At 40.9% G+C, this 22,667-nt stretch carries 29 protein-coding genes; all 29 read right to left on the bottom strand.

Annotated elements, in window-relative coordinates; translation table 11 throughout:
* Position 1: 1 nt before the first annotated feature.
* The 29 genes from U8D43_RS10270 to U8D43_RS10130 all read right to left on the bottom strand — a co-directional run bounded on the left by U8D43_RS10270 (position 2) and on the right by U8D43_RS10130 (position 22,584).
* Positions 2-1,156: a phage tail spike protein gene (locus U8D43_RS10270; RefSeq protein WP_335871091.1), complete on the bottom strand. Its 1,155-nt coding sequence runs from the start codon at positions 1,154-1,156 to the stop codon at positions 2-4.
* Entirely contained in the window at positions 1,153-3,753 is a 2,601-nt protein-coding gene (locus U8D43_RS10265; protein ID WP_335871090.1) for a phage tail tape measure protein, read from the bottom strand. Before U8D43_RS10265 ends, U8D43_RS10270 begins: the two co-directional genes overlap by 4 nt.
* A gap of 57 nt (positions 3,754-3,810) precedes the next feature.
* The gene (locus tag U8D43_RS10260) at positions 3,811-3,987 is read right to left on the bottom strand and encodes a hypothetical protein (RefSeq protein WP_335871089.1); all 177 of its coding nucleotides are present in this window, start codon (positions 3,985-3,987) and stop codon (positions 3,811-3,813) included.
* An 11-nt stretch (positions 3,988-3,998) separates the two neighbouring features.
* Positions 3,999-4,415, bottom strand: a complete 417-nt coding sequence (locus U8D43_RS10255) for a hypothetical protein (RefSeq protein WP_335871088.1) — start codon at positions 4,413-4,415, stop codon at positions 3,999-4,001.
* A gap of 17 nt (positions 4,416-4,432) precedes the next feature.
* Positions 4,433-5,314, bottom strand: a complete 882-nt coding sequence (locus tag U8D43_RS10250) for a major tail protein (protein ID WP_442893588.1) — start codon at positions 5,312-5,314, stop codon at positions 4,433-4,435.
* Positions 5,315-5,659, bottom strand: a complete 345-nt coding sequence (locus U8D43_RS10245; protein WP_335871087.1) for a hypothetical protein — start codon at positions 5,657-5,659, stop codon at positions 5,315-5,317. It lies immediately after the preceding gene.
* Positions 5,656-6,090, bottom strand: coding sequence for an HK97-gp10 family putative phage morphogenesis protein (locus U8D43_RS10240; RefSeq protein ID WP_335871086.1), 435 nt, complete (start codon positions 6,088-6,090; stop codon positions 5,656-5,658). The genes U8D43_RS10245 and U8D43_RS10240 overlap by 4 nt, the downstream gene beginning before the upstream one ends.
* Before the next feature lie 4 nt (positions 6,091-6,094).
* Positions 6,095-6,430: a phage head closure protein gene (locus U8D43_RS10235; RefSeq protein WP_335871085.1), complete on the bottom strand. Its 336-nt coding sequence runs from the start codon at positions 6,428-6,430 to the stop codon at positions 6,095-6,097.
* Positions 6,427-6,738 (bottom strand): head-tail connector protein, encoded by a 312-nt coding sequence (locus tag U8D43_RS10230; protein ID WP_335871084.1) that lies wholly within the window; start codon positions 6,736-6,738, stop codon positions 6,427-6,429. The genes U8D43_RS10235 and U8D43_RS10230 overlap by 4 nt, the downstream gene beginning before the upstream one ends.
* Positions 6,739-6,752: 14 nt before the next feature.
* The gene (locus U8D43_RS10225) at positions 6,753-6,974 is read right to left on the bottom strand and encodes a head fiber protein (RefSeq protein ID WP_335871083.1); all 222 of its coding nucleotides are present in this window, start codon (positions 6,972-6,974) and stop codon (positions 6,753-6,755) included.
* Positions 6,975-6,984: 10 nt separating this feature from the next.
* Positions 6,985-8,178: a phage major capsid protein gene (locus U8D43_RS10220; RefSeq protein ID WP_335871082.1), complete on the bottom strand. Its 1,194-nt coding sequence runs from the start codon at positions 8,176-8,178 to the stop codon at positions 6,985-6,987.
* A gap of 13 nt (positions 8,179-8,191) precedes the next feature.
* Positions 8,192-8,875, bottom strand: coding sequence for a head maturation protease, ClpP-related (locus U8D43_RS10215; RefSeq protein WP_335871081.1), 684 nt, complete (start codon positions 8,873-8,875; stop codon positions 8,192-8,194).
* A 3-nt stretch (positions 8,876-8,878) separates the two neighbouring features.
* Positions 8,879-10,096 (bottom strand): phage portal protein, encoded by a 1,218-nt coding sequence (locus U8D43_RS10210; protein ID WP_335871107.1) that lies wholly within the window; start codon positions 10,094-10,096, stop codon positions 8,879-8,881.
* Between the two features lie 71 nt (positions 10,097-10,167).
* Complete coding sequence (locus tag U8D43_RS10205; protein WP_335871080.1) at positions 10,168-10,872, bottom strand: hypothetical protein; 705 nt, start codon at positions 10,870-10,872, stop codon at positions 10,168-10,170.
* Positions 10,873-10,976: 104 nt separating this feature from the next.
* Positions 10,977-12,569 (bottom strand): terminase large subunit, encoded by a 1,593-nt coding sequence (locus tag U8D43_RS10200; RefSeq protein WP_335871079.1) that lies wholly within the window; start codon positions 12,567-12,569, stop codon positions 10,977-10,979.
* The gene (locus tag U8D43_RS10195; protein WP_335871078.1) at positions 12,514-12,996 is read right to left on the bottom strand and encodes a phage terminase small subunit P27 family; all 483 of its coding nucleotides are present in this window, start codon (positions 12,994-12,996) and stop codon (positions 12,514-12,516) included. The genes U8D43_RS10200 and U8D43_RS10195 overlap by 56 nt, the downstream gene beginning before the upstream one ends.
* Before the next feature lie 73 nt (positions 12,997-13,069).
* Entirely contained in the window at positions 13,070-13,285 is a 216-nt protein-coding gene (locus U8D43_RS10190; protein WP_335871077.1) for a hypothetical protein, read from the bottom strand.
* 62 nt (positions 13,286-13,347) lie between these two features.
* Complete coding sequence (locus tag U8D43_RS10185) at positions 13,348-13,560, bottom strand: hypothetical protein (protein WP_335871076.1); 213 nt, start codon at positions 13,558-13,560, stop codon at positions 13,348-13,350.
* Positions 13,553-13,792: a hypothetical protein gene (locus U8D43_RS10180; protein WP_335871075.1), complete on the bottom strand. Its 240-nt coding sequence runs from the start codon at positions 13,790-13,792 to the stop codon at positions 13,553-13,555. The genes U8D43_RS10185 and U8D43_RS10180 overlap by 8 nt, the downstream gene beginning before the upstream one ends.
* Positions 13,785-14,537: a hypothetical protein gene (locus U8D43_RS10175; RefSeq protein WP_335871074.1), complete on the bottom strand. Its 753-nt coding sequence runs from the start codon at positions 14,535-14,537 to the stop codon at positions 13,785-13,787. Before U8D43_RS10175 ends, U8D43_RS10180 begins: the two co-directional genes overlap by 8 nt.
* A gap of 124 nt (positions 14,538-14,661) precedes the next feature.
* On the bottom strand, positions 14,662-14,976 hold the full coding sequence (locus U8D43_RS10170) for a DUF6329 domain-containing protein (protein WP_335871073.1): 315 nt from the start codon (positions 14,974-14,976) through the stop codon (positions 14,662-14,664).
* Positions 14,977-14,982: 6 nt separating this feature from the next.
* Positions 14,983-15,180, bottom strand: coding sequence for a hypothetical protein (locus U8D43_RS10165; protein WP_079525441.1), 198 nt, complete (start codon positions 15,178-15,180; stop codon positions 14,983-14,985).
* Positions 15,181-15,251: 71 nt separating this feature from the next.
* Positions 15,252-16,496 carry a site-specific DNA-methyltransferase gene (locus U8D43_RS10160; RefSeq protein ID WP_335871072.1) on the bottom strand — a complete coding sequence of 415 codons (1,245 nt, stop codon included), beginning with the start codon at positions 16,494-16,496 and terminating at the stop codon, positions 15,252-15,254.
* Positions 16,486-16,923 (bottom strand): helix-turn-helix domain-containing protein, encoded by a 438-nt coding sequence (locus U8D43_RS10155; protein ID WP_335871071.1) that lies wholly within the window; start codon positions 16,921-16,923, stop codon positions 16,486-16,488. The genes U8D43_RS10160 and U8D43_RS10155 overlap by 11 nt, the downstream gene beginning before the upstream one ends.
* A 348-nt stretch (positions 16,924-17,271) precedes the next feature.
* Complete coding sequence (locus U8D43_RS10150) at positions 17,272-17,625, bottom strand: HNH endonuclease (protein WP_335871070.1); 354 nt, start codon at positions 17,623-17,625, stop codon at positions 17,272-17,274.
* Between the two features lie 195 nt (positions 17,626-17,820).
* Positions 17,821-18,252, bottom strand: coding sequence for a DUF1492 domain-containing protein (locus tag U8D43_RS10145; protein ID WP_335871069.1), 432 nt, complete (start codon positions 18,250-18,252; stop codon positions 17,821-17,823).
* 18 nt (positions 18,253-18,270) lie between these two features.
* Complete coding sequence (locus U8D43_RS10140; RefSeq protein WP_335871068.1) at positions 18,271-19,653, bottom strand: SNF2-related protein; 1,383 nt, start codon at positions 19,651-19,653, stop codon at positions 18,271-18,273.
* Complete coding sequence (locus tag U8D43_RS10135) at positions 19,650-19,928, bottom strand: PDDEXK family nuclease (RefSeq protein WP_335871067.1); 279 nt, start codon at positions 19,926-19,928, stop codon at positions 19,650-19,652. Before U8D43_RS10135 ends, U8D43_RS10140 begins: the two co-directional genes overlap by 4 nt.
* Positions 19,929-20,172: 244 nt before the next feature.
* Positions 20,173-22,584: a virulence-associated E family protein gene (locus tag U8D43_RS10130; RefSeq protein ID WP_442893591.1), complete on the bottom strand. Its 2,412-nt coding sequence runs from the start codon at positions 22,582-22,584 to the stop codon at positions 20,173-20,175.
* Between the last annotated feature and the right edge of the window lie 83 nt (positions 22,585-22,667).

Here is a 22,667-nt window from a genome sequence, read left to right as displayed (position 1 = left end):
CTTATCCCACCACCTTATTAATTGCTGTAATCCTTCCACTGCTATCAGTTGTGTAGTTGTAACTTGCTGTTTCTCCATCTACATACGTTACTTCAAACCTTGCTGCATCCACTAGTAATGTAGAAACCTCTTTGAGTAAAAGCTCTGAAAAAATATCATCCAAAGTGATACTTGTTATTCGCCCACCAGTATCCGTAGCGTAACTGTATTTCGCATGATATTGATGGGTGTCTCCCTTCTCTACTTCATAGGTCACATTAATAAAACCGGCATCTATAGATAGACTTTTAACTACTGTATAGGAAACTCCCAAATCATTTACTTGAGTCTGAAGCCCATCTACTGAACTACCAACCTGCGTTAAAGAAGTTTCTACAGAATTCATCGAGCTTCCAATTCGGTAAAATGTATCAGAAATACTTGGTCTGTATCGACCAACTTCTACCCGAATGTCATACCGATAGAAAGGGTTATATTCCAGTGATATAATTCTCGTTTTCACATCAATGCCTAGCGGTCTAAAAACAATGTGAACATTATCCCCTACAGAGAGGCTTAAGAGCTTAAAGAAGGAAATGTGGTAGGAGGATGCGTTCTCCCTTGAATCATGGGAAACAGAAACATCAGTAACGTTTTTGCTATCCATGACCACTTTGTATTCACTGCTCCCCCGATGACTTTTAATGTTAATTTGATAACCATCGTACTCGATTTCCCCACCCAAGATGGCAATGTACTGCATAAGAGCAGACCTTCTTGTCACCTCTTGGTTAATCTTCATGGTACAACTTTCACTAAACTCTACAATCCCAGCTGAAAAAGGAGTCCCAGACAATAACTGGTTTAATCCAGCTGTCGGGTTTCCTGTAAAATCAAATGTATCAATTTTATAGATCTCATCATTTAAGATGTACGACACATGCTCGCAAGTTACGGAACAAACAGGAAGACTGCCTTGCAGTGACTTTGTTATTTGGACGATTTCAAAATACTGATCATTTAGTTTGGCTAGCTGCTTCGTCTTTAAAGCAAGGGCAGATTTGGCCAGCACCGTAAACGATAGTATAAATTCACCTTCCAGTGCTTCTCGCAAATTGGCGGACATCACTTTTCGGATGGTTTGTATTAATGTAGATCCTGCATAAATTTCTATCATGACCCTGCAACCCCTAAATTTCTCACCGTTACAGTATTTTGATTCCACTGTAGCTGGGCAATAATCCGAGTTAAAACAGTCCCATCAATGGTAAGTGGAATCGTAACATCTAATAAAGATCCATTACCTCCATTAGCCGAGGCATTGATTTGACTGTTTAAATCCATGTCAAAATCGGTTGGAATAGCTCCTTCCATATCTTTTTCCACACCTCTCATGGCATCGGTGAAACCAATACCAATTCCAGCACCCATGTTTTCACCGATACCAGCAAAGACTTTTGAAGGAGAACGAATACCAAGAACACCTTTCACGTTGCTTACAATCCCACCAACAAAGTTACTAACCTTATCTCTTATCCAACCAATCATCGAGGATATTCCGTTCCAAAGTCCTCGAACAATATTTACACCAACCTCACCTATCGAATAGACCGATTTTCCAAGGCCAACTACGAGAGCAGAAATAATCTGTGGCAATTGTGCCACTAACTGCGGAATGGCCTGAATTAGCCCCGCTGCTAACTGAATAATTAACTTAATTCCCATTTCAACTATTTTAGGAAGGTTACTCGTTATAAAGTTGATAATCGTCGATATGATTGTAGGAAGAGCTTCTATTAATCTAGGTAATGCATTTAATAGCCCTATTGCTAAACCTTCAATAATTTTAAAAGCTACATCCAACACCAATCCGAGGTTGTCTATAAGCGTTTGTACAATTAAAATGACTGCTTGAACAATCGATGGGATAAGGTTTGGCAGGGCCTCAGCAATACCAGTGGCAAGAGTAACAATCATCGTTAGAGCCGCTTCAATCAATGCTGGAAGGTTAGCAATAATGCCATCGACCAAAGTTAAAACCAGATAAAGTGCACCTTCTGTGATTTGAGGTAAAGCCTCAATCAATCCCTGAAGAAGAGTGGTTACAATCTGCATGGCTGAATCAATAATGGTAGGCAGATTATCTATTATGGCACCAGCAATAGACATTACAATTTGAAGGCCTAGAGTAACCAATTGAGGGAGTTGTTCTGCAATGATTTCTGTAATCCCAGCAACTGTCTCCCCAATGACTTCTGAAATTTTATCGAAATCTCCATCAGCCGCATTTATACCATTTGATAGATTTGAAAATAGATCCGTAATCCCTGATGAGACTTCACCTACTGCTGGTAAAAACACACCTTGCAAGGAACGTTTCACACCTTCAATTCCATCGGTTAAGTTGTCGTATTTCACTTCAGTTATTTGGGCTAATGCATCACCACTAGCTAAAGTACTGTCTTTCATGTTGGAGAGAACAGGTAGAACATTTGCCTCTAAATCTTCAAACTGAGTACCAAATAACTGCACACCAACCGTATTTTTCAGGAGCGGATCCTCAATTTCCTGAAGTCTTTGAACAACACTGTAAAAAGCATCATTGGCAACTTCTCCACCCTGAGCAAACTTACTGGTCATTTCTTCAGCATTTAGGCCTAAAGCAGTGAAAGCTTCCATGCTCGTTTTGCTTCCGTCTTTTGCCCGGATATTGAACTCTTTAACGGCATCCCCGACCTTATCGATACTAAACGCTCCACTTTCTGCACCGTTTACTAAACTAGCAATGAACTCATCGGCGCTAAGCCCAAGAGCAGAATATTGAACAGAGTATTCATTAAGCGTATCTAAAAGATCTCCATTTTTATCAGCACCATTTTGAGCACCTGTTGCAATAATGTTATAGGCTTCCTCTGATGAGATACCGAAGTTTTTCATTAGAGCACTTGCTGCCCTGGCTGACTCCTGTATTTCAAAGCCAAAGGTATCCCTTAGAGCAAAACCGGACTCAGTGGCTTTTTCTAATTCTTCACCCATGAGCCCGGTAACTTTTTTCACTTCAGAGATACCTCCAGCAACCTCTTCCAAGTTTTCACCGAAATTATGCTTGTACACGTTTTGGGCAATCTCACCTAACTCTTCCAGTTCAGCACCTGTTGCTCCAGTTGAAGCAGAGATCTGATTAACCGCCATATTATACTCATCACCAAGCTTGATAAGGCTAGCCCCAGTTGCAACAGCAGCTGTTCCAATAGCAGTTACTGCAGCACCTATCGTCACTCCAATTCCCTTTAGCACACCACCTACTTTTTCAAAGCGGTTAGCTGCGTCTTCTGTTTGCTTTGCAGCATTCTCAACTTCATTAGCAAACTCTTCTACTTCACCCTCTGCGGCATTAGCACTATCGCCCATTTCATCAATCGATTGATTAGTTTTATCTAATTCCCGCTCCATCTTGATCAGGTCAGACTTAGCATTATTAAGTTGGATCTGCCAGTTTTGAGTTCGTTTATCTGTTTCTCCAAAGGAGTCTGCAGCATTTTTTAGAGCCTTTTCTAAAGTACCGATTTTGTCTTTCTGGGCATCAACTTTCTTGTTTAGCACATCACTTCTAGCCGTTAGTGCCTCCATCGACTGGTCCTGCTTATCAAACTGTGAAGTTACTAGATTCATTTCGCTTCCTAAAACTTTGAAACTGCGGTTAATATCTCTTAGGGAATTCTTAAATTCCTTCTCACCTTCAACACCGATTTTTAGACCAAAATTATCTGCCACGTTTCCACCTCCCTTCCCCCAAAAATAAAAAGACACCCATTCGCTGAGTGCCTTCTTCTATATTCCAATCGGTATTACATCATCAATAGATACATCTTTTCTTGGTTTTGCTATTCCGTTAAACTGCTTGTGACATTCCCATAAATCCATCAAGTACCCTAAAGGCATCAACCACACTTCATTTTCTCTACGGTTTAATAATGCCGTTCCATAATAAATAAGTCGGATAAACAACTCCTCATCGCTTACCCGACTTCCACGTTTTTTGATGGTTCACTCTCGATATGACGTTTTGTACCTTTCATCATGCTAGCCATAATCGCATTCTTATACTCTGCTAATTCAAATGGAGTGGTTAATAGTTCGATTTCTTCTTCCGTCAGCAGGTCTTGCTTCGCATCCCGATTCCTCAAGTTATGAATCAAAATTGATTGATTAGCCAACAAAGTGATCAGCCAAACTACTTCATCTAAAGCCAGTTCAAAGTCCTTTGTATTCATCAGTTTGTTCCCTAGATTTTCAAGACCACCATATCTCTTCGCAATTTCTTTTGTAGCCTTGGTTGTCAAAATTAACTTATAGTCTTGTCCACCTATTTCTATCACAGCACTTCGTTCATCAGCTGCAGGATCAATATCCAAAGGTGTTGTTTCATTTCCCATCATTAATCCTCCTTAGTTTAAGATACAGTTACTGTAGCCACAGTCGTAGTAACATCAGAAGCACCCGTTGAGCTCAGCACACAGTAGTAATAGTATGTTCCAGCAATAAGAGTTGTCGGAATATCAAAGCTTGCTGATGTTTCACCATTGATAACCGTACCGCTTGTAGCACTATCTACTGTGTTTTCATACCATTGATAGGTCACTGGATAGCTTGTATTTGTATCCGCTACAACAGATAAACTTCCAGAAATGCTACCTTCCGTTACATTTGTTAAATTAGCTGGTTGTGTCGTAATCGTAATGGTCGGTGTTACTGGTGTAAAATCCGGCTCATAAACAGTGCTAAACCAGTTAGTAATGGTATCTTGAGCAACGCCATTATCACCTTCTGTGACTTCAGCTTTCCAAGGATGTTTACTTTCTGCATCCAGCTTATTTCGTCTAAACACTGTTCCTTCTATGGTGGGACTACTAAAGGTAATCGAATCACCTTTCGTTGCAAGACTCGTTGTAGGAATACTAAAAATAACTCGATATAACCAAAAATAGCGGTACTTTCCATTCGACTTTTTAGCACGAAAGCCAATCGCAACTGGATTCCCTCCATCCTCACTTCTTGATACGACAACATTGTTGCTATCAATCTTTGAACCTGTTAAATCCTGCGCCACGATTGAGCCAATATCATCAATCCCAAGGCTTAATGTTCCACTCTTAAATTCCTTTACCACTTCAGATGCGCCATCATCGGCATATAGAATTGCTTCAATGAGCTCAACACTTAATTCAGCTGTCATGGCTTTAGCTAATATTTTAGGTGTTCCATAACTTTCAACACCATTTGTATCTTCGGTGATTTGGGCATAATATAATTGATCAAGTCCTATTGTAGCCAACTAAATCCCCTCCGTTTCATATTCTTTCATTACGTCAATAGCGTAATGGTGATATTTTGTATCATTCTCAAAACCGATATATTGTCGATCTGTAATCGTAATTTCTCCTGATAAAATTGCTCTAGTCAGTTGTTCCTTAAGAGCTAAATAATTTTTCTTTGAAAATAGGGATAATCTTGCTTCAGCGATAACCGTATGCGCTTGGTTATCCGCATAGAATTCTAATCTATCTGCCATAGGTGTAATGACTACATATTCATCAGGTGGTCTTCCTGAGAACGCACCTGTTTCAATCGGAATGCCGATGGGTTCTAGTATGCTATTTAGTTCATTTAATAAGCTCATAGTTTCCCAATCTCCTTATCCAACGCTTTCTCCATTGCTTCAATACATGCTTTTCTTGTAGCCGACTTTGTTGGTTTTAACCAAGGTTTAGGCGGTTGACCTGATTTTCCATATTCCAAAACAGCTGCTTTTAAAGCATTTGATACGCCCTTACTATCTTTATTAGTTGGGATCCCAACACGGAGAGTCCAGTTACCCTTATGATCTAAAGTAGGCTTTGTTGTTTCTAAGGATTGGACCAGTTCTCCTGTAGATTCAGAAGGTTCCTTTGTCTCTTCTCCAATCCTAGCAGTTAGATTGCTTTTGGCTTTCTTAATAACAGGATCTGCACCAGCTTGTAAAACTCTTGGTGCAATATTGTCAAATTGGTTATTGAGTTTAGATAGCTTTTCTAAAAATTCATCAGGCATTTTAAATGTAGCTCTAGCCATCCTATCACCCCTTTGACCCAACCGTTTTCTCAGCCAACACTTCTACATACATCCCTTTTTCCTTCAAATCTTCAACACTCAATATGTTGTATTGCTCGTTTTGGCAATCAATCTTCATTTCTGTTGTGATCTGAAAGCTTCGAGGTTTTCTAAACCGAAAAAGCGATGTAGCAGTTGAAAAACTTGCTCGATTCTTCCATGCTTCGTTACCATGCCTATCTTCTTTATAAGCACGTAATGAAGCTATAATTGTATCTTCTTCAGTCGAAAAGCCTTCTCCATCTTTCATAATTCTAGTTTCAACAATGTTTACTAGAGTTCTCATTTTCCCAAAACTCATATGACCACATCCTTATTAAGTCGAAGGAGCATATTGACCACATTCCAGACTTGCTTACTCGCTTCTACGTTGTCAGCAAAATAGCCACCAGTACTACCATCCCGACTTTCATAAAAGTGAGACGATAGCATGATGACTGCTTGTTCGGTCGTTGGATGCATAGGGGTTTCTTTATAATAACCATCTAGCTTCTTTTGATAACTTTCTGCATAGGCAATGGCAGCAGTGATGAAGCCAGAAAGCAGAACATCGTCTTCATTATGATTTAAAATAAGGTTCTGTTTTACCTTTGATAGCAATTCCTCCATCACCGTCTACCTCCTTATACAGATTTCATTAGCCCCGCCGCTTTCAGCTTTGCTAGTAGAGCATTAAAGTCAGTAACAAGCCCAGCTACATCTGCAGCAGTACTATCTGCTTGAAGTGCAGCTGGACTTAATGGTGTTCCATCAAAGGCTAACTTACCTTCGGGAGTTATATCTATTTCCCCACCGATGACCGTTCGATCTCCACCTTGTTCGGTATAATTTTTTACATTACTCATGAACTACCACCTACGCTTTCTGTTGAAGCACTTTAATCGCTTCAGGAAGAATTAGCTTTCCATCTACCCGTTGTGTTGCCTTAAATCCAACTTGCCCCGTTGCTGCATATAATTCATTTAATCGTTGGAAAGAGCGTCCTTGGCGATCAGCAACCCAGTAGTAACCAAAATCACCGAAAGCAATCGACTTAGCGCCTGCTGCAACAGTTGGAACATAAGCTGAGGTTTTCACTGGTCGATTTAAAATCGTATCAGGTTGCCCTGCTTGGACTGAAGGTTGCCATAAGTATTGACCACTTCCGTCTTTTAACTTTCTAAGCAATTTAACTGTTGCATCATTCATCACAAAGACGGCCTTTTTACGGTAAGGCGATTTCAGTGAGTAGAATAAATCCATAATCTCATCCACTGAAACAGCGGTTGCTGAAGTGGCTGTCACCCCTAATTCTGCGCCACCCGTTGCATTAAAAATGCCAGTCGGTTTTCCGGTACCATCTCCAACAAAGAAAGCTTCTTCTTCTCTGGCACCAATCCGTCTGGCAAATTCTTTTGCAATATACGATTCAAGATTAAACACACTGTCATTCAATAATTCTTCCGAAACTTTAATCATGGTTGCGAGCTTATAGGCCCCAATTGAAACCTGACCAAAGCTATCATCTGATTCTGGAATCAACCCTTCTTCATCAACCCATGATGCGGTTCCTTTTGAAGCAACAACCGGAATTTTTCGATCACCTGATGAAGTCGTAATGACCTTGGCTAATGATCGGAAGATATTTTCCTCTTCTAGGGATTGAATCAGTGTTCTTTCAAACTCATCTGGAGCTAGGTAACCACCTTCTGAATCCGTCCCAACCTGGAGTGCATTCTTTACATCATAATTACTTTTGTTTCTCATTGCTTTCCAGAACGATTCTCTGTATTCATCCGTAGCTCGTCCAGCTTTTTGCCCCTCAACACCCGTTGGTTTTGATGTAATTGGTTGGTTAACCGGCTTGGATAGTTCTAGGTCAATGGCCTGTTGTCTTTCCAATCGATCGATTTCCTTACCAAGATTAACAACTTCTGCTTCCATCTTCTCATAGGTAGAGGTATCTTCAGCGGAAAGAATTCCGTCTTCCCCTCTTTTTGAATCAAGAAATGCCTTCGTTTTCTCCCATACTTTTGCTCGTTTTTCACGTAGTTCTAATACTTTACTCATTCAAATCTCCTCCTTAAAATTTCAAGAGGTCTAGCCTCTTGTCCAATATGGTGATGTCTGTTCCTGTTTTCTTCTGTGGCAGTTTGTGTAAAAAGGAATTCACAACTGCCATCTTGTTATAAATAATCCCTTCATCGGATGAGTCTTGATTACTTCCTTCTTGGAACATAATTGCATCAGCAAAACCAAGCTCCACCGCTTTTTTGGAATTAAACCAGCTTTCATCATCCATCATGTGTGAGAGCTTAGTCCTGGAAAGACCTGTCTTCAGTTCATAAGCGTTGATAATACTTTCTTTTACTTCACTCAGCATCTGGATCGCCTTTTTCATTTCAGCTGTATCGCCAAAAGCAATGGTCATCGGATTATGGATCATCATCATAGAGACGGGTGACATATGAACTTCCCCACCTGCCATCGCAATGACTGAGGCAGCACTAGCGGCTATTCCATCAATCTTTACAGTTACATCTCCTTTGTAATCCATAAGCATGTTATAAATTTGACTCGCTGCAAATACGTCGCCACCTGGTGAGTTGATCCAAACCGTTATGTCTCCACCATCATTGATTAGTTCGGATTTAAATTGTTTGGGTGTCACTTCATCACCAAACCACGAATCTTCAGCAATCACTCCATCAAGAAAAAGTGTCCTGCCTTCCTCGTTTTTGACCCAATTCCAAAATTTCTTTTTCAAGGCTTATCCCTCCTTGTATTTTTCTGTCCATGCTCCTGCGTTTGACATATCAACAAAATTTCCGTTGACTAAATATTTATCTCCACCTTGCTCTTCAGGAATCATGTTCATTTCTTCAAGTTCTCGAATGTCATTGGCAGACATGACCCCATTTTGTCGCATGATTTGATAGAATTGAGCTCTTGAACCTGCATCTCCTCGGAGTCGTCCATTCAGATTAAACTTGATAAAGTACTCTTTCTTATCGGTTTCACTTAACAGAGCCTTCTTCATAGACTGCTCAATTCTTGTCACCCAAGGCATAATGGTATTATCGATAAAGCTAATAGACTGATGTTCAATATTACTAAAAGTCGCTTTATCAAGGTTTGCCACTAAATGGGGTGGGACTCGAAAGATTCTACAAATCTCTTCCGTTTGAAACTTCCTCGTTTCTAGAAATTGAGCTTGTTCTGGTGGAATGCCGATGCTTTGAAATTTCATGCCTTCTTCAAGGACTGCAATACGATGGGCATTGCCACTTCCTTGGTAGACTGCATTCCAGCTTTCTCGAATTTTCGCAGGATCCTTAACCACACCAGGATGTTCTAAAACACCACCTGGATTAGCGCCATTTGCAAAAAACCTAGCCCCATATTCTTCGGTTGCAAGGGCCATTCCAATCGCATTTTTAGCCATTGCAATCGGTGAATACCCCACAAGACCATCAAAACCAAGCCCTGGAATATGAAGAACCTCTTCACTCCGAAGGATTACCGAGCCTGTGTCTTTTCTGTATTCATAAAAAAGTTCACCAGTAGATGTTCTATCAACTGTCATCCGATCAGGCAGTAGAGGGTAAAGAGAAAGCACATTGCCTCTTCCATCCCGGATAATCTGTGCATAGGCATTTCCCCATAATAAAAGATGACTCATCAGTGTTTCTCTAAACACAAACGAAGTCATCTCGGCATTTGGCTCATCATGGAGCTTATAATATAAACTGTTTTCCACTGCTTTTTCCTTACCATTGTCAGTGTATCTGTATAGATGTAGCGGAAGACTTGCAATGGTTTCTGCAAGGATCCGGACACAAGCATAGACTGCAGTGGTCTGCATTGCTGTTCTTTCATTAACTGTTTTTCCACTTGTCGTACTGCCAAAGAAAATACTGTAAGTACTTCCTAAAAAGCTGTTCTTTGGTCCATCTCTTGATTGAAAAAGTCTAGATATCAATGGTATTTTCACAAGGTTCACTCCCATGAGTAGTAAATAAAAAATCGCCTGCAAATTACAGACGACCAATGTGAAGATTATTCTATTGGAATCAATGTCCTTTTCATTTCATTTTTTGAAATATGACTGAATAGATAGTCCATTATGATATGAATATTACATTGAATTTGGTAAAGTTTTAAATCTAGTTCACCTAAGAAGGCTTCATGTTGAATATCTTTAGAAAGTAAATATCCTCTAATTTCCTTATTTCCTCTAAGCGATTGACATGCTAAACGATGGTTTCCATCAATTATGATATATGGTGGACGTGACATGAATACTCTTTCATCAAGTTCTACGATAAAAATTGGCTCTTCATTGAATCTATCTAAATCTAAAGTGTTTTTATTCACAGCTCCGGGTGCAATACAGTGTTCTATGTCCTTTATCTTAAATGACTTAGGATTTAACTTGTGTTTTTTTATTACCTTTTCAGTTTTTGGAATAGACCAACTTAAATTATAGAAATCACCATTTGGTAAACCTATATTATGAGTATAGGTTTCATCTGTACCCACCTGAGTATAAAGATTTAACAGATCATCCATCGATGCACCTGAATTGAATTTATCAAAACCCTGTTTTTTAGTCGCTTCAGATATTTTTCTTTTATACTTCTTTATAATTCTTGGTAAGTCCTCTAAAGTATTTATTGGTTCTAACCCATTTTTTTTAAGAATTGAGTAATCTGCAAAACTATCAAGGAAATTATCAATTTGATGGTATTCCATTATAAACACGTTATCCCCTCCCAACTAAACGATATTCGGAGGGTTGGAATATTATTCATCAAAAGTAGTACAAATGTCTGTACACCAAAAGTATTATCCAATGTGAACTTGTACTATAGAATCAATATTCCTCGACCATCATAAACACTCTCTCTATTTTCATTCCTGATTGCCCGATCCAGTGCCATAATCAATGCAACAGCTCCATCAATACGTTCAGTACTTTTTTCTTTATCAGGCTTTATGTTTCCTGCGGGGTCGGTTTTGACAAAAATGTTATCCATCATCCACCTTAAAACCGGGTTACTACCATGAACAATTCTTTTCTCAAGGGTAATCTTCATCAACTCTTTAGATGCTGGCGACATATCCTTGTATCCTTGCCCAAAAGGAACAACGGTGAAGCCCATTCCTTCAAGGTTCTGAACCATCTGTACAGCGCCCCATCTGTCAAAGGCAATTTCCTTAATGTTGTACTTTTTCCCTAGTTCTTCAATGAACGCCTCAATGAACCCATAATGAACGACATTCCCTTCAGTCGTTTTGATATAGCCTTGCTGCTCCCATATATCGTAAGGAACATGGTCTCTCCTAACTCTTACTTTCAGGTTTTCATCTGGAATCCAAAAGTAAGGCAGAACTATAAATTTCTCAGCATCTGTCCTTGGTGGGAAAACCAATACAAAAGCCGTAATATCAGTTGTGCTTGACAGGTCAAGTCCTGCAAAACATTCTCTTCCACGAAGACTATCAAGATCGACTGGATCATCACAAGCGTCCCATTTCTCCATTTGCATCCAACGGGTCGATTGTTTCACCCATTGATTCAGTCTCAGTTGCCTGAAGATGTTTTCTTCAGCTGGATTTTCCTTCGCACTAATAAATGCATTTCTAACTTTCTCTATGTCAATGGTATGGTCCAATGATGGATTGGCCTTATACCAGTTCTTTTCATTAGTCCAATCATCATCATCTTTTATTCCGTAGATGACTGGATAAAATGTGGGGTCAATCTTTCTTCCCTCCATAATGTCCACCGCTTTTTGATGGATTTCATAACAAATTGAATTTCGGTCTGTACCAGCTGTTGTAATTAAAAAGAACAGTGGCTGAAGACGAGCATCCCCGGAACCTTTTGTCATAACATCAAATAGCTCTCGGTTTGGTTGAGCATGTAGTTCATCAAAGACAACGGAATGAACATTCAAACCATGTTTCGTGTATGCTTCAGCAGATAATACCTGATAAAAGCTATTGGTAGGTTTATAGACTAGCCGTTTCATTGACATAATGGGCTTGAATCTCTTCCTAAGGGCTGGTGACTGATCTACCATCTCCACCGCAACATCAAACACAATCGAGGCCTGTTGCCTGTCAGAAGCACAACCATAAACTTCTGCTCCCCATTCATTATCAGCACAAGTCATCAATAAAGCTACGGCAGCGGCAATTTCACTCTTTCCATTTTTCTTCGGAATCTCAATATAAGCTGTGTTGTATTGCCGATATCCATTTTCTTTGACCGTACCAAATACGTCTCGGATGATTTTGTCCTGCCAAGGTAGAAGGTCGAAAGGAACCCCTCGCCACTGACCTTTTGTGTGCTTTAGGCAGTTGATAAAGTTAACGGCATGCTGAGCCTTTTCCTCGTCATACACCCTTACCACCACCTTGAAAGAGCATAAATTCCATCGGGTCTTCTGCATCGTTTGGTTTGTCAGCCACAATTCTAGTCCGTGATGAAGGAGTTAATCCAAATTGCTCACAGAAGCGGTTCATGGTCTTTAAATAACTCTGGGCAATTGAAACCTGCGGCACCTGTTGCCAATATCCTGAAGGGGTTTTGACAATGGTTCCATGCTTGGTGATAAACTCTTCTGCTTCTTTCCATCTGGCATAGGCTTGGCAATATCCCGCAAAGGCAGCCATATCTACTTCAGTCAGGATTCCTAATTGCTCTAGTTGTTTGACCATTCTTCGCCACTCTTTCTTGGCTTCTGGTTCCAGCCAAGATGGGCATCTTGGTGCTTTCTTTTCAGGCTTCGGTTCCTTCTGATTCAGATCACGCTTCCCTGGGTTGCCTTCTAATGCCTTCAGTGCAGTTGGCTTCGGTTTCCTTCCACGTTGAGCCACAGGCGCCACCTCCTTTCAAATTTGGCATAAGAAAAGAGCCTACCTCCTGATAGACTCCAATTGATTCATTCCCTTAGTTCTTCCATATTTCCATCTTGAATTCTCCATTAAAAACCATCCAGCGCACTTCTCCATCTTCAAGTTGTAGGACTAACATTCCCGGCAAAAGATACATCTCATTTTCTTGGTATCCCGCTGCTTCTAGATCCCGCTTTTGCTGAACTAGCAGTTCCAAACCTCTTACCGCATCAACATTCCCCTGTAACATCTGAACCATATCTCTGGTCATTTAAACAACCTCCCTGTGTTTTGGTATGTCTATACATCACTCTAAACACAGGGATTATCAAGTTAATTATCACCTTTAATGCCTTTATAATTGTAGTTGCCTTTCTTAAATTCCTTATGTTCAGCTTCGACCGCCTCACCATAATCGGCCCGCTTGGATTCCTTATCCTTGCACGTTAAGCAAATGCAATCGGTATTGTACATGGACATAATCCGTCCACTTTTTAAGCTGCCGCCACAGCGATCACAATATGTTTGTGTAAAAAATTTATCCATCATGCTTCACCTCAGAACTGTACTTCTTCCTTGTTTCCTCAATGAATGTTTCAAGGACGCTAGCATTCGGATCCAAGTCCTCTTCATTGTTCCAAAATTGGTCCAAATCCTCTAGCAAGTCGAGAATGGCCATAACTCCTTCTTTAGCATCCGCTTCGCCAAGGACGACCTCTTTTTCAATGATGGTTGCCTTAAGTCCCTGAATCATTGCTTGGTAGATTTGCTCATTCATTCGGCTCACTCACCTTTCTAAAGGCTCCACTTCCTTCAAGGTTTTGCAGGAGCACCTTCCTCGTGGTTTTGTACTCAGGGCCATTCATCCCAAGTCGAATCAGCCAGGTTCTGAAGGCATATTTCGGATTGTCATCCTGTGCTCGTTTGAAAGTGGCTCGCTTTTGCTTTTTGGCATTTTGGTTGATGAATGCGGTAAGGTCTTGAAAGGCTGCAATTTTCTCTGAATCCAAGTTTTGCGCTGCTAGTTTGATAGTGAAGGTTTCCTTTTCAAAATCGAAAACTAAGCCTGGAATCCTCTCAAGGCCAAGTTCATCGAGTGCCTTCTTAAACTCCTCAATAGCGCTCGTTTCCTTTTCATCAAAATCCTGCGGAAAGGTTTCATCTATCAACGGCTCGTTTGTTTCAAACGCCATCATGATCAAGTGCTGTTTGCTAAAAAGCATGTTTATTAGATTTCTTAATGTGTTTCCGGTGTGGCCCTCAAGCGGGAGCGTTACCTCAACCCCATCCAAATCGAGAACCGCAGGCTGTTCCTTACCTGTTTCTTCTTCAGGCTCTGGAGGATTAATTATCTCTTCAAAGGATTTCACTTCTCCGGCTGAGTTTGTAATCATGCCCTTCCTGTCAATAGTGTAGGTTTCATTCTCGGTTATAATTTCGTAGGCAAAGGTTGGAACGTTTAGATACTTGGGTTTCACTCCTAAAAATTCTCCTAGCTTTTTGACCATTTCTTTTCGATCCATTTTCACTACCTCCTGTGTTTTGGTGTAGTACATATATCACTCTAAACACAAGTAATAGCAAGTCATTCCTGACCAAAATGCGTATATTTATAGACCAATAAAAAAGGCCCGTTAAGGCCCCATTCTAGTCGTTTTCAATTGCTGTATATCTTGGATAACTATAGCCTTCACTGTTCACTAGAACTTTTTCACCCGTATCTTTATTGATCACTCTAATGCAGCGGGCCTCTCGCTTCTTATTCACTCCACCGTCGTCCTCTGTGATCCAAGGCTGGTCATTAAAGAAGTCGTGCGCAAAGGTATGAAAATCCTTATCTTCTAACTCCACTACTTTTGTTACGATGTAGGTTTGACCTTGCTGTCCTTGCTTAACGGCTTCTTTAGTGATTTCCTTCAGCTCCGCTAGATTACTAACTTTCCTTCCAAACAATGCTTTCATTAATCATCACTCCACCTCAACGTATTCCATGATGATTTGGAGGGCTTCACCATAGGAGCTGGATGCCATCACCCGCTCACTGACTTCTTTAACTTGTTCTTCTTTTCCAGCTTCTTTTAGCGCCCTACTCACTCGCCCAAGGATGGAAAAGATATTGCCGTCCTCGCCAATAAGTTTGACTGATGGTTTATGGTTTACTTCCATCACTCTGCCTCCAATCTCTTCAAGGTAGTAGCATATTGCCATACACCTTGAGGTATAGCAACTTTGTTCGTCTATAATATTTCGTCTAATACAGGTTTAGGAACATCTGAATACGATAGCTTCTCCCCGTCTCTTTCCAAGAAAACATTTGCATCCGTTCCCACATGTTCGATATACCGTTTGACAATCGCATCCGCATATTTTTCATCCAGTTCAATTGTGTAGCAAATTCGATTCGTTTGTTCGCAAGCCATAAGTGTTGAACCACTCCCGCCAAAAGGATCCAGGACGATGCAATTGCTCATGCTACTATTTTGAATCGGGTAGGCACACAAGTTAACCGGCTTCATCGTTGGATGAAGAGCATTCTTCGACGGTCTATCAAAATTCCAGATAGTACTCTGTTTTCTATCTGCATACCAATTATGTTTTCCATCCTTCAACCAACCAAATAGAATCGGTTCATGTTTCCACTGATAAGGACTTCTGCCAAGTACAAGGCTTTGCTTAGCCCAAATACAAACACCCGATAAGTAGAAGCCTGCATCCTTGAATGCCTTTCTGAAGTTGTAACCTTCCGTATCCGCATGGAACACATAGATGGATGCATCCCTTTCCATACTAGCAGCCAAATTCTTATAGGCTTTGAGTAAGAAGTTATAAAACTCTTCATCTTTCATGTTATCGTTCTGGATACTACCTGCTTGTGAAGAGTAATTGACGTTATAAGGTGGGTCCGTTACGACAAGGTTTGCTTTCTGGTCATTCATAAGAACTTGATATACTTCTTGATCTGTACTGTCCCCGCAAACTAATCGATGCCTACCAAGTAACCACACGTCACCTTTTTGGGTAATAGCAGGTTCAGCTAATTCCTTTTCAACATCAAAATCGTCCTCCGTAATATCTTTATCATGAACCTCGTTAAAAAGCTGATCGATTTCTGGTGGTTCAAAACCTGTAAATGAGATGTCATAGTCCAAGGACTGCAAGTTTTGAATGAGGTCAGCTAATAGCTCTTTGCTCCACTCTCCGCTAATTTTATTTAATGCAATATTTAGAGCCTTCTCTTTTGTCTTATCGACATTGATAACCACACAGTCGATTTCTGTAAAACCTAATGTCATTAAAACTGTAATTCTTTGATGGCCACCGACAACCGTCATATCCTTATTAACAATGACAGGTTCTACATAACCAAATTGTTCAATACTGTTTTTAATCTTCTCAAATTCGCTATCGCCCGGTTTCAATTTCTTCCTGGGATTATAGCTAGCAGGAATTAAATCTTCAATAGGTAGTTTTTTAAACTCCATCTTCCTCACTCCAAAATCTTGATTTGATATAACAATCGTGACTGCAGAACTTTCTCTTCTTGTTCCCATAGCAATTGAACTCTTTTTCACACTGCGGGCAGGTATAGTGGTAAATAGCTGTTTCATTTTTATTTCGTGCCTGAGGATTTTCTTTCCACCACTTCCGGCGACATTCATCCGAACAGAACTTCCGAGCCCTTCCACGACCTTTTTGGTTGATTGGGTTCCCGCAGCAAGTGCAGAGTAGATGATTGTTCATTTGCTCTTTCACATTTAATGCAACAACTCTGGAATCACCAGCAAGGCCATTCCTTTTACAAAACCCACGGATGCTGTCCCTGGATTTTCCAAGCACTGCGCCAATAGCCTTATATCCAACCCCTTTAAGCCGGAGGTCATAAATCGTCTGTCTTTCTACTTCGTTCATCTCTCACACCCCTTTCTGCGTGAACCGTATTGAAAATGGCAATAAAAAAACGCCTAAGTCAGCTATTTTTCAAGCTCTTACTGGCGTTAAAATGACATTTGTTATTTTTCGATTAAAGTGGCTCAAACCCTAGTGTTTATAAGGACTGAGCCATTTTTGTGAGCATTTCTCTATATAACCTCTGTGCAAATTTAAAAACGATTGAATCCCTTGCGCCTGTTGATGTTTTTGACTTGTATCCTCCATCCAATGATACCCCCCTTGTTTAATTCCGCGAAAATTCACGTGAAGGGGGCGCGCGGTCGCCTGATAAAAGGTTGTAGAGATTTGACCTCCCCTACCCGTCCATTAAAAAGAGTAAACAGGATACTGATCTTCTGTTCTTGTCTTTCTGTCATGACATCTCTTACACAAAGGTTGCCAGTTGTTTTCATTCCAGAACAGGCTCTGGTCACCTCGGTGTGGTTTGATATGGTCAACCACCGTAGCTTGAGTGAGCTTTCCTTTCTGCTCACAGCGTTTGCAAAGAGGATGGGCGTTCAAGAATCGTTTGCTCGCTTTCCTCCAACGGTTATCATAACCACGTTCACTTGCATTAGCTCTATCATCTACATGAAGCTTCGCATGAAACTCACAGTACTTATCATCGGTCAACAAAGGACAGCCGTTGTGTTTGCATGGCTTCTTTGGTTTCTTTGGCATTGTTCTCAACTCCATACTCAATTAAAAAAGCCCCGAAGGTTTGTCCTTCAAGGGCTGTTGTATGATACTTCTATAGCTTATACTCTATCACAGGGAGAGGGTGGCTTAACATGGCTTTTCATGGCGTGTTTATTTCTCCAAACAAAAACCCTCAAAGGACTCTAGCCTTCAAGGGTGATGTGGGTACTCTTGTTTTCATATGCATTCCACCGTGTTGTTTTCTAATCGTTCCGTTGCTTCCTTCAATGCTTTACGATGTAGCCGGTAAACCCAACGTACATCGTATCCCATCATGGCAGCTACTTCTTCCCAAGTGCTCCCACTAAGATAGCGAAGCTCAAGAAGTAACCGGTGAGAAGGATTTTCTATTTCAGATACGAAGGTTGCCAACTCCCGCTTTAAATCAATCAACTGATCAATGTCGTCATTGATTTCTTCCTCCAGACTCATTAACTTAACGAGAGCACTTTCCATCGGGGATTGCTGTTTTGTACTTTGAACCTTGTCATCCTGAAGGACAGATGTTGTCTTTAAAGCAAGGTCCCGTAACATGGAAACCTGTTCTAATTTACTGTTTATTCTTTGGTCCAGCTGAAAAGCCTGGGATAAATATTCTTTAGCATCCACCATCAATTCCTCCCGTCTTTACGATCCATGTGGCAAACCCTCTTTATATCGATTCATTCTTGATTTCACTGCCTCAATAAGAGCAGCTTGGCTCACGTCTTTATCTTCTAACGCTTTCATCACTCGCTCATCAATGGTGCCTTTGGCAATGATATGGTGAATGACGACCGTTTGTTTTTGCCCTTGCCGCCACAATCTTGCATTGGCTTGCTGGTAAAGTTCAAGGCTCCATGTAAGGCCAAACCAGATGATGATGTTCCCACCAGTTTGAAGGTTCAGCCCATGACCAGCTGATGCTGGATGAGCTAGAAGGACTTGAACCTTCCCTTGATTCCAATCCTTTATATCTTGATCCGATTGAAGGATTCTCGGCTTCAATTTCTTTAGGTGTTTTAATAGCCTGTCCTTATCATGCTGATACCCATAAAACACAAGCATTGGTTTTCCACCTGCAACTTCAATCAATTCATCCAACGCTTTTAACTTTTCATCATGAATCCGCTTCACTTCACCGTCTTCATCGTAAACAGCACCGTTCGCCATTTGTAATAATTTATTAGCTAGTACTGCTGCAGATCCAGCTAATACATCCGCTTCTTCAATCGATAAAATCAATTCTTTTTCTAATTGATCATATTGTTCTTTCGCCTTTTTCGACAATTCCACTGGTATCACGTTGTCGATTCTTTCAGGTAATTCGAGGTAATCTTTGGCCTTCATACTCACGCAGATATCGGAGAGCTTTTCATAAATCGCATCTTCGGCTCCATCTTTTAACTTCCATGTGTAGACGATCATTTGATTTCGTTTATCCGGAAGAAAATATCTCTCTCGGTAACCAGTGACTGTTTTGCCTAAACGCTCTCCACCGTCGAGTAAATAAATCTGTGGCCACAAATCAATCAAACCGTTTGGTGCTGGGGTTCCTGTTAGTCCAACCAATCTTTTAATAAAAGGCCTCACCTTTTTCAAAGCCTTAAACCGCTGGGCCTTTGAAGATTTAAAGCTGGATAGCTCATCGATAACCACCATGTCAAAAGGCCAATCGGCATCAAACCAATCCACGAGCCAAGTGACATTTTCTCTATTGATGATGTAGATGTCAGCTTTTTTATATAGTGCAGCTACCCTTTGCTTTTCACTACCGAGCACTTTGGAAATTCTAAGGTCTTTCAAATGATCCCACTTTTCCACTTCTTCTTCCCAAGTGGTACTCGCTACTCGGAGCGGAGCAATAACCAACACCTTCGCCACATCGAAGTAGTCATACATCAATTCCAAAATGGCCGTTAGGGTGGACACTGACTTTCCCATTCCCATTTCAAGAAAAAGTGCTGATTTCTCCTTTTCGATAATCCACTGTGTGGCATAGTCCTGATAATGATAAGGTTTATAATTCAAAGGACCATCTCCTCTATCATCTGATCGACAGCCCCATAGCTATCAATCTTATAAACTTTAAAGCCTAAAGCTTCCAGCTGTTTTTTCCTTTTTCGTTGTAATGCTCGTAGCTTCTTAGCCGGTGCCTTTAATTCCACAAAGGCGACCTTTGAGCCGTTAAAGAGCACCAACCTGTCTGGCACGCCTGCAAAACCGGGCGACACAAGTTTCAAAGCCAGCCCGCCATTTTCCTTCACTTTCATTTTGAGCCTTTTCTCCACGCTCGCTTCATTCATCTATCATCACTCCAAAATGAAGGTATACACTCCAAACCCAGTATCCATGCGGTTTTCAAATAGTTTGTATGCCCTGTATGCCTTTTTTAGATGGACCCATACATATGAGTGTATTAGGCAGTATATATTACTCTCTATTACTTCTATTTTCTTTCTTATATAGAAGAAGGTATACAAAGTATAAATAGTATAGAAGCTAGTAATCATAAGGGTCACGGTGTATACTTTCAATCATTTTCAAAGTTTACATGTATACAAGTTCACGTCGAAATCCTTTTTGCATACCATACGTTTTATCAAATCGAACAGAGCTCACCCTTTTCCACCCTGGTGTATGTTGGATGATCATATTAATTTCTTTGGCATCATATCTGGTCATGATCGATACATCCTTTTGAAAAAGCTCCTCCCAAACCATCTGAGCACACACCTTGCTTAGTTTCATGGTCTTATCAGACTCAGAACCACCCATGTCCATATGCAAATAGGCTCTTCTCGTACCGATGTCAAGGTCATACCAATTCATCGGAACCTCGGTTTCCAAATACGTTCGAATGCTTTCTGCAATTGGATTCTCCTGTGTATGAGCAGCTTGAAGTTCCCGAGCCTTTTCCTCGATGTCTTTGCTTAAAGCCAAGGTCTCTCCCTTTTCATACAGTACCTTCGCCTCCGCCCAAACTTGATCAACTTCCTCTTCAGTTAAATCATCCCACATGTTTTTACTACCACCACCGTTAACCGTAATCGGCAAAAAGCGACGGTTCCCTGTCGGATCATTTAAAAAGTCATAATCATTGGTAGTTCCAAAGAAAACACACTGCCGTTTAAATGTTTCATTATGCCTGCCATAAGCAACTCGAAAGGTATCCTCGGACTTCGAAATAAAATGTTTTACCGCTTCCGTTTCTACTTTCTTTGTTGCCGTCAGCTCAGCCATTTCTAAAATCCATGCACCTTGAAGTTGCTCATAGGCTTCTTTGCCTTTCACAGTAATTAAGGAATCCGAGTGCCATTCTTTGCCTAGGAGCTTAATAATGTAACTTTTCCCAACACCTTGAGGGCCAACAAGGACTACGCAGTAATCAAACTTTGTACCTGGACGATAAATTCTTGTGACTGCCGCCAATAAAATCTTTCGGGTAAACATTCGGACACATTCATTATCATCAGCACCAAGGTAATCGGATATCAAGGTTTCAATCCGTTTTTGACCATCCCAAACGAGATCATTTAAATAGTCCTTAATTGGATGAAAGGCATATTTCACTGCCACCTCACTCCAAGCGTCGGCAATAACACCCGCTCCTTTTATGCCATAGACTGAGTAAAGATAATTTCGCAAACTGGCATCATCTGTATCAGACCAATACTCCCCTCGCTCCGCACTTCTCCATGGCAAATCATCTTTAATGACAACCCGATGGACAAAATCGTTCATCGCGATTCGGTCCTTTAAAGCTGGATCGTTTTCAAGAATCAGGATGACATTCGGTGCACTGGAGGCAATATTTCCTTTTTGATCCCTTGTTAATTCCGATAGCCACTCCATCTCTTCTTCTTCAAAATCACCTGCAGCAAGGCTCAACTGTTCTTTACCTAATGTCAGTTTTACCTGCTTATCCCTTAAGGCTTCTTCTACCATGGCTTTATAAGAAGGCAACCGGTTGATTGGCGTTCCCTCTTTGACTGTTTCATCAAGGTCACCAAATAGATGCATTCGAACCAAATCAAAAGCATTACATAACCTTCCACCAATCGGGTCCGTAGAATGGTGAGAATAGGCAAAATCACCATCTTCATAAACCACCACCCCGCCCGCTGTGGAACCAGCTGAATATGTGTATCTATTCGGATCCTCACAAGGGACATAAATATCATTTAAATATTTCTCAATCACATCCACGACAGAGTACGTCCGGCAAAAAGCACCGACCACACCTTCTTTTGATTTAGGATCACCTTGCCTATCAGCGAGCTTCTTTCGCTCGTGAACAGTTCTTGAGCTTTCCGGCCAGTAAGAAGAATCTCTCCAATCTGGAAATCTAGCCAAAACAGTATCTGGATCAATCCATGGCTCGTCCAATACTTTAAAGTCAAATTCACCATCAGATGATGTCGATGGCCAATACATCAGCCGGTGTACTTGATAGGTGGTATCATCGAAAAAATCTATTCCGAGGTCAGCAGCAATCCTCCTTGCAATCGGTACATATTCATCGGCGGTAACTGGCCTGGATAAAGGAATAACTAATCTTAACCTTGGATTCTTCGGATGGTGTTTATGAGTAGAGTACATGGCGCACCCGTAGCCAAACATGGTCTCAACAGATGCCCACAGGTCCCCTTTCACAAAATCTGCATCAAGGGACACGATTTGTCGCCAAACCACACTGTCATGCTTCCTTCTGCCGCCCTTTAAGGTACCACCGATAAATCCACCAACATCTTTTATTTCGTCTTGCTTTGATTTGGAAAGCTTTTTATATTCCTCGTAGGTTTCATGGGTTCGAACCGTACTACTTAACTTCTGAACAACCTCAGACCAAAGCAAATCTCTGTTTTTCCAGTTCAGTTCTTTTCTGTTTCGTCCAGTCGCAATGGTGAGATTACCATCGTGTTTTAGTTTGTGATCTTTTCTTTCACTTGGCTCTTTCACATCCACCAATCCTCCTGCGTATCACCTTACGAAGGCCTTTTCTGGCTCCTTCCAAATCACTGGAGAGAGCCTGGCCTTTAAGT

Source organism: Bacillus sp. 2205SS5-2, assembly GCF_037024155.1.
Classification (GTDB): Bacteria; Bacillota; Bacilli; order Bacillales; family Bacillaceae_K; genus Bacillus_CI.
This window is presented reverse-complemented; position numbering and strand designations above follow the sequence as displayed.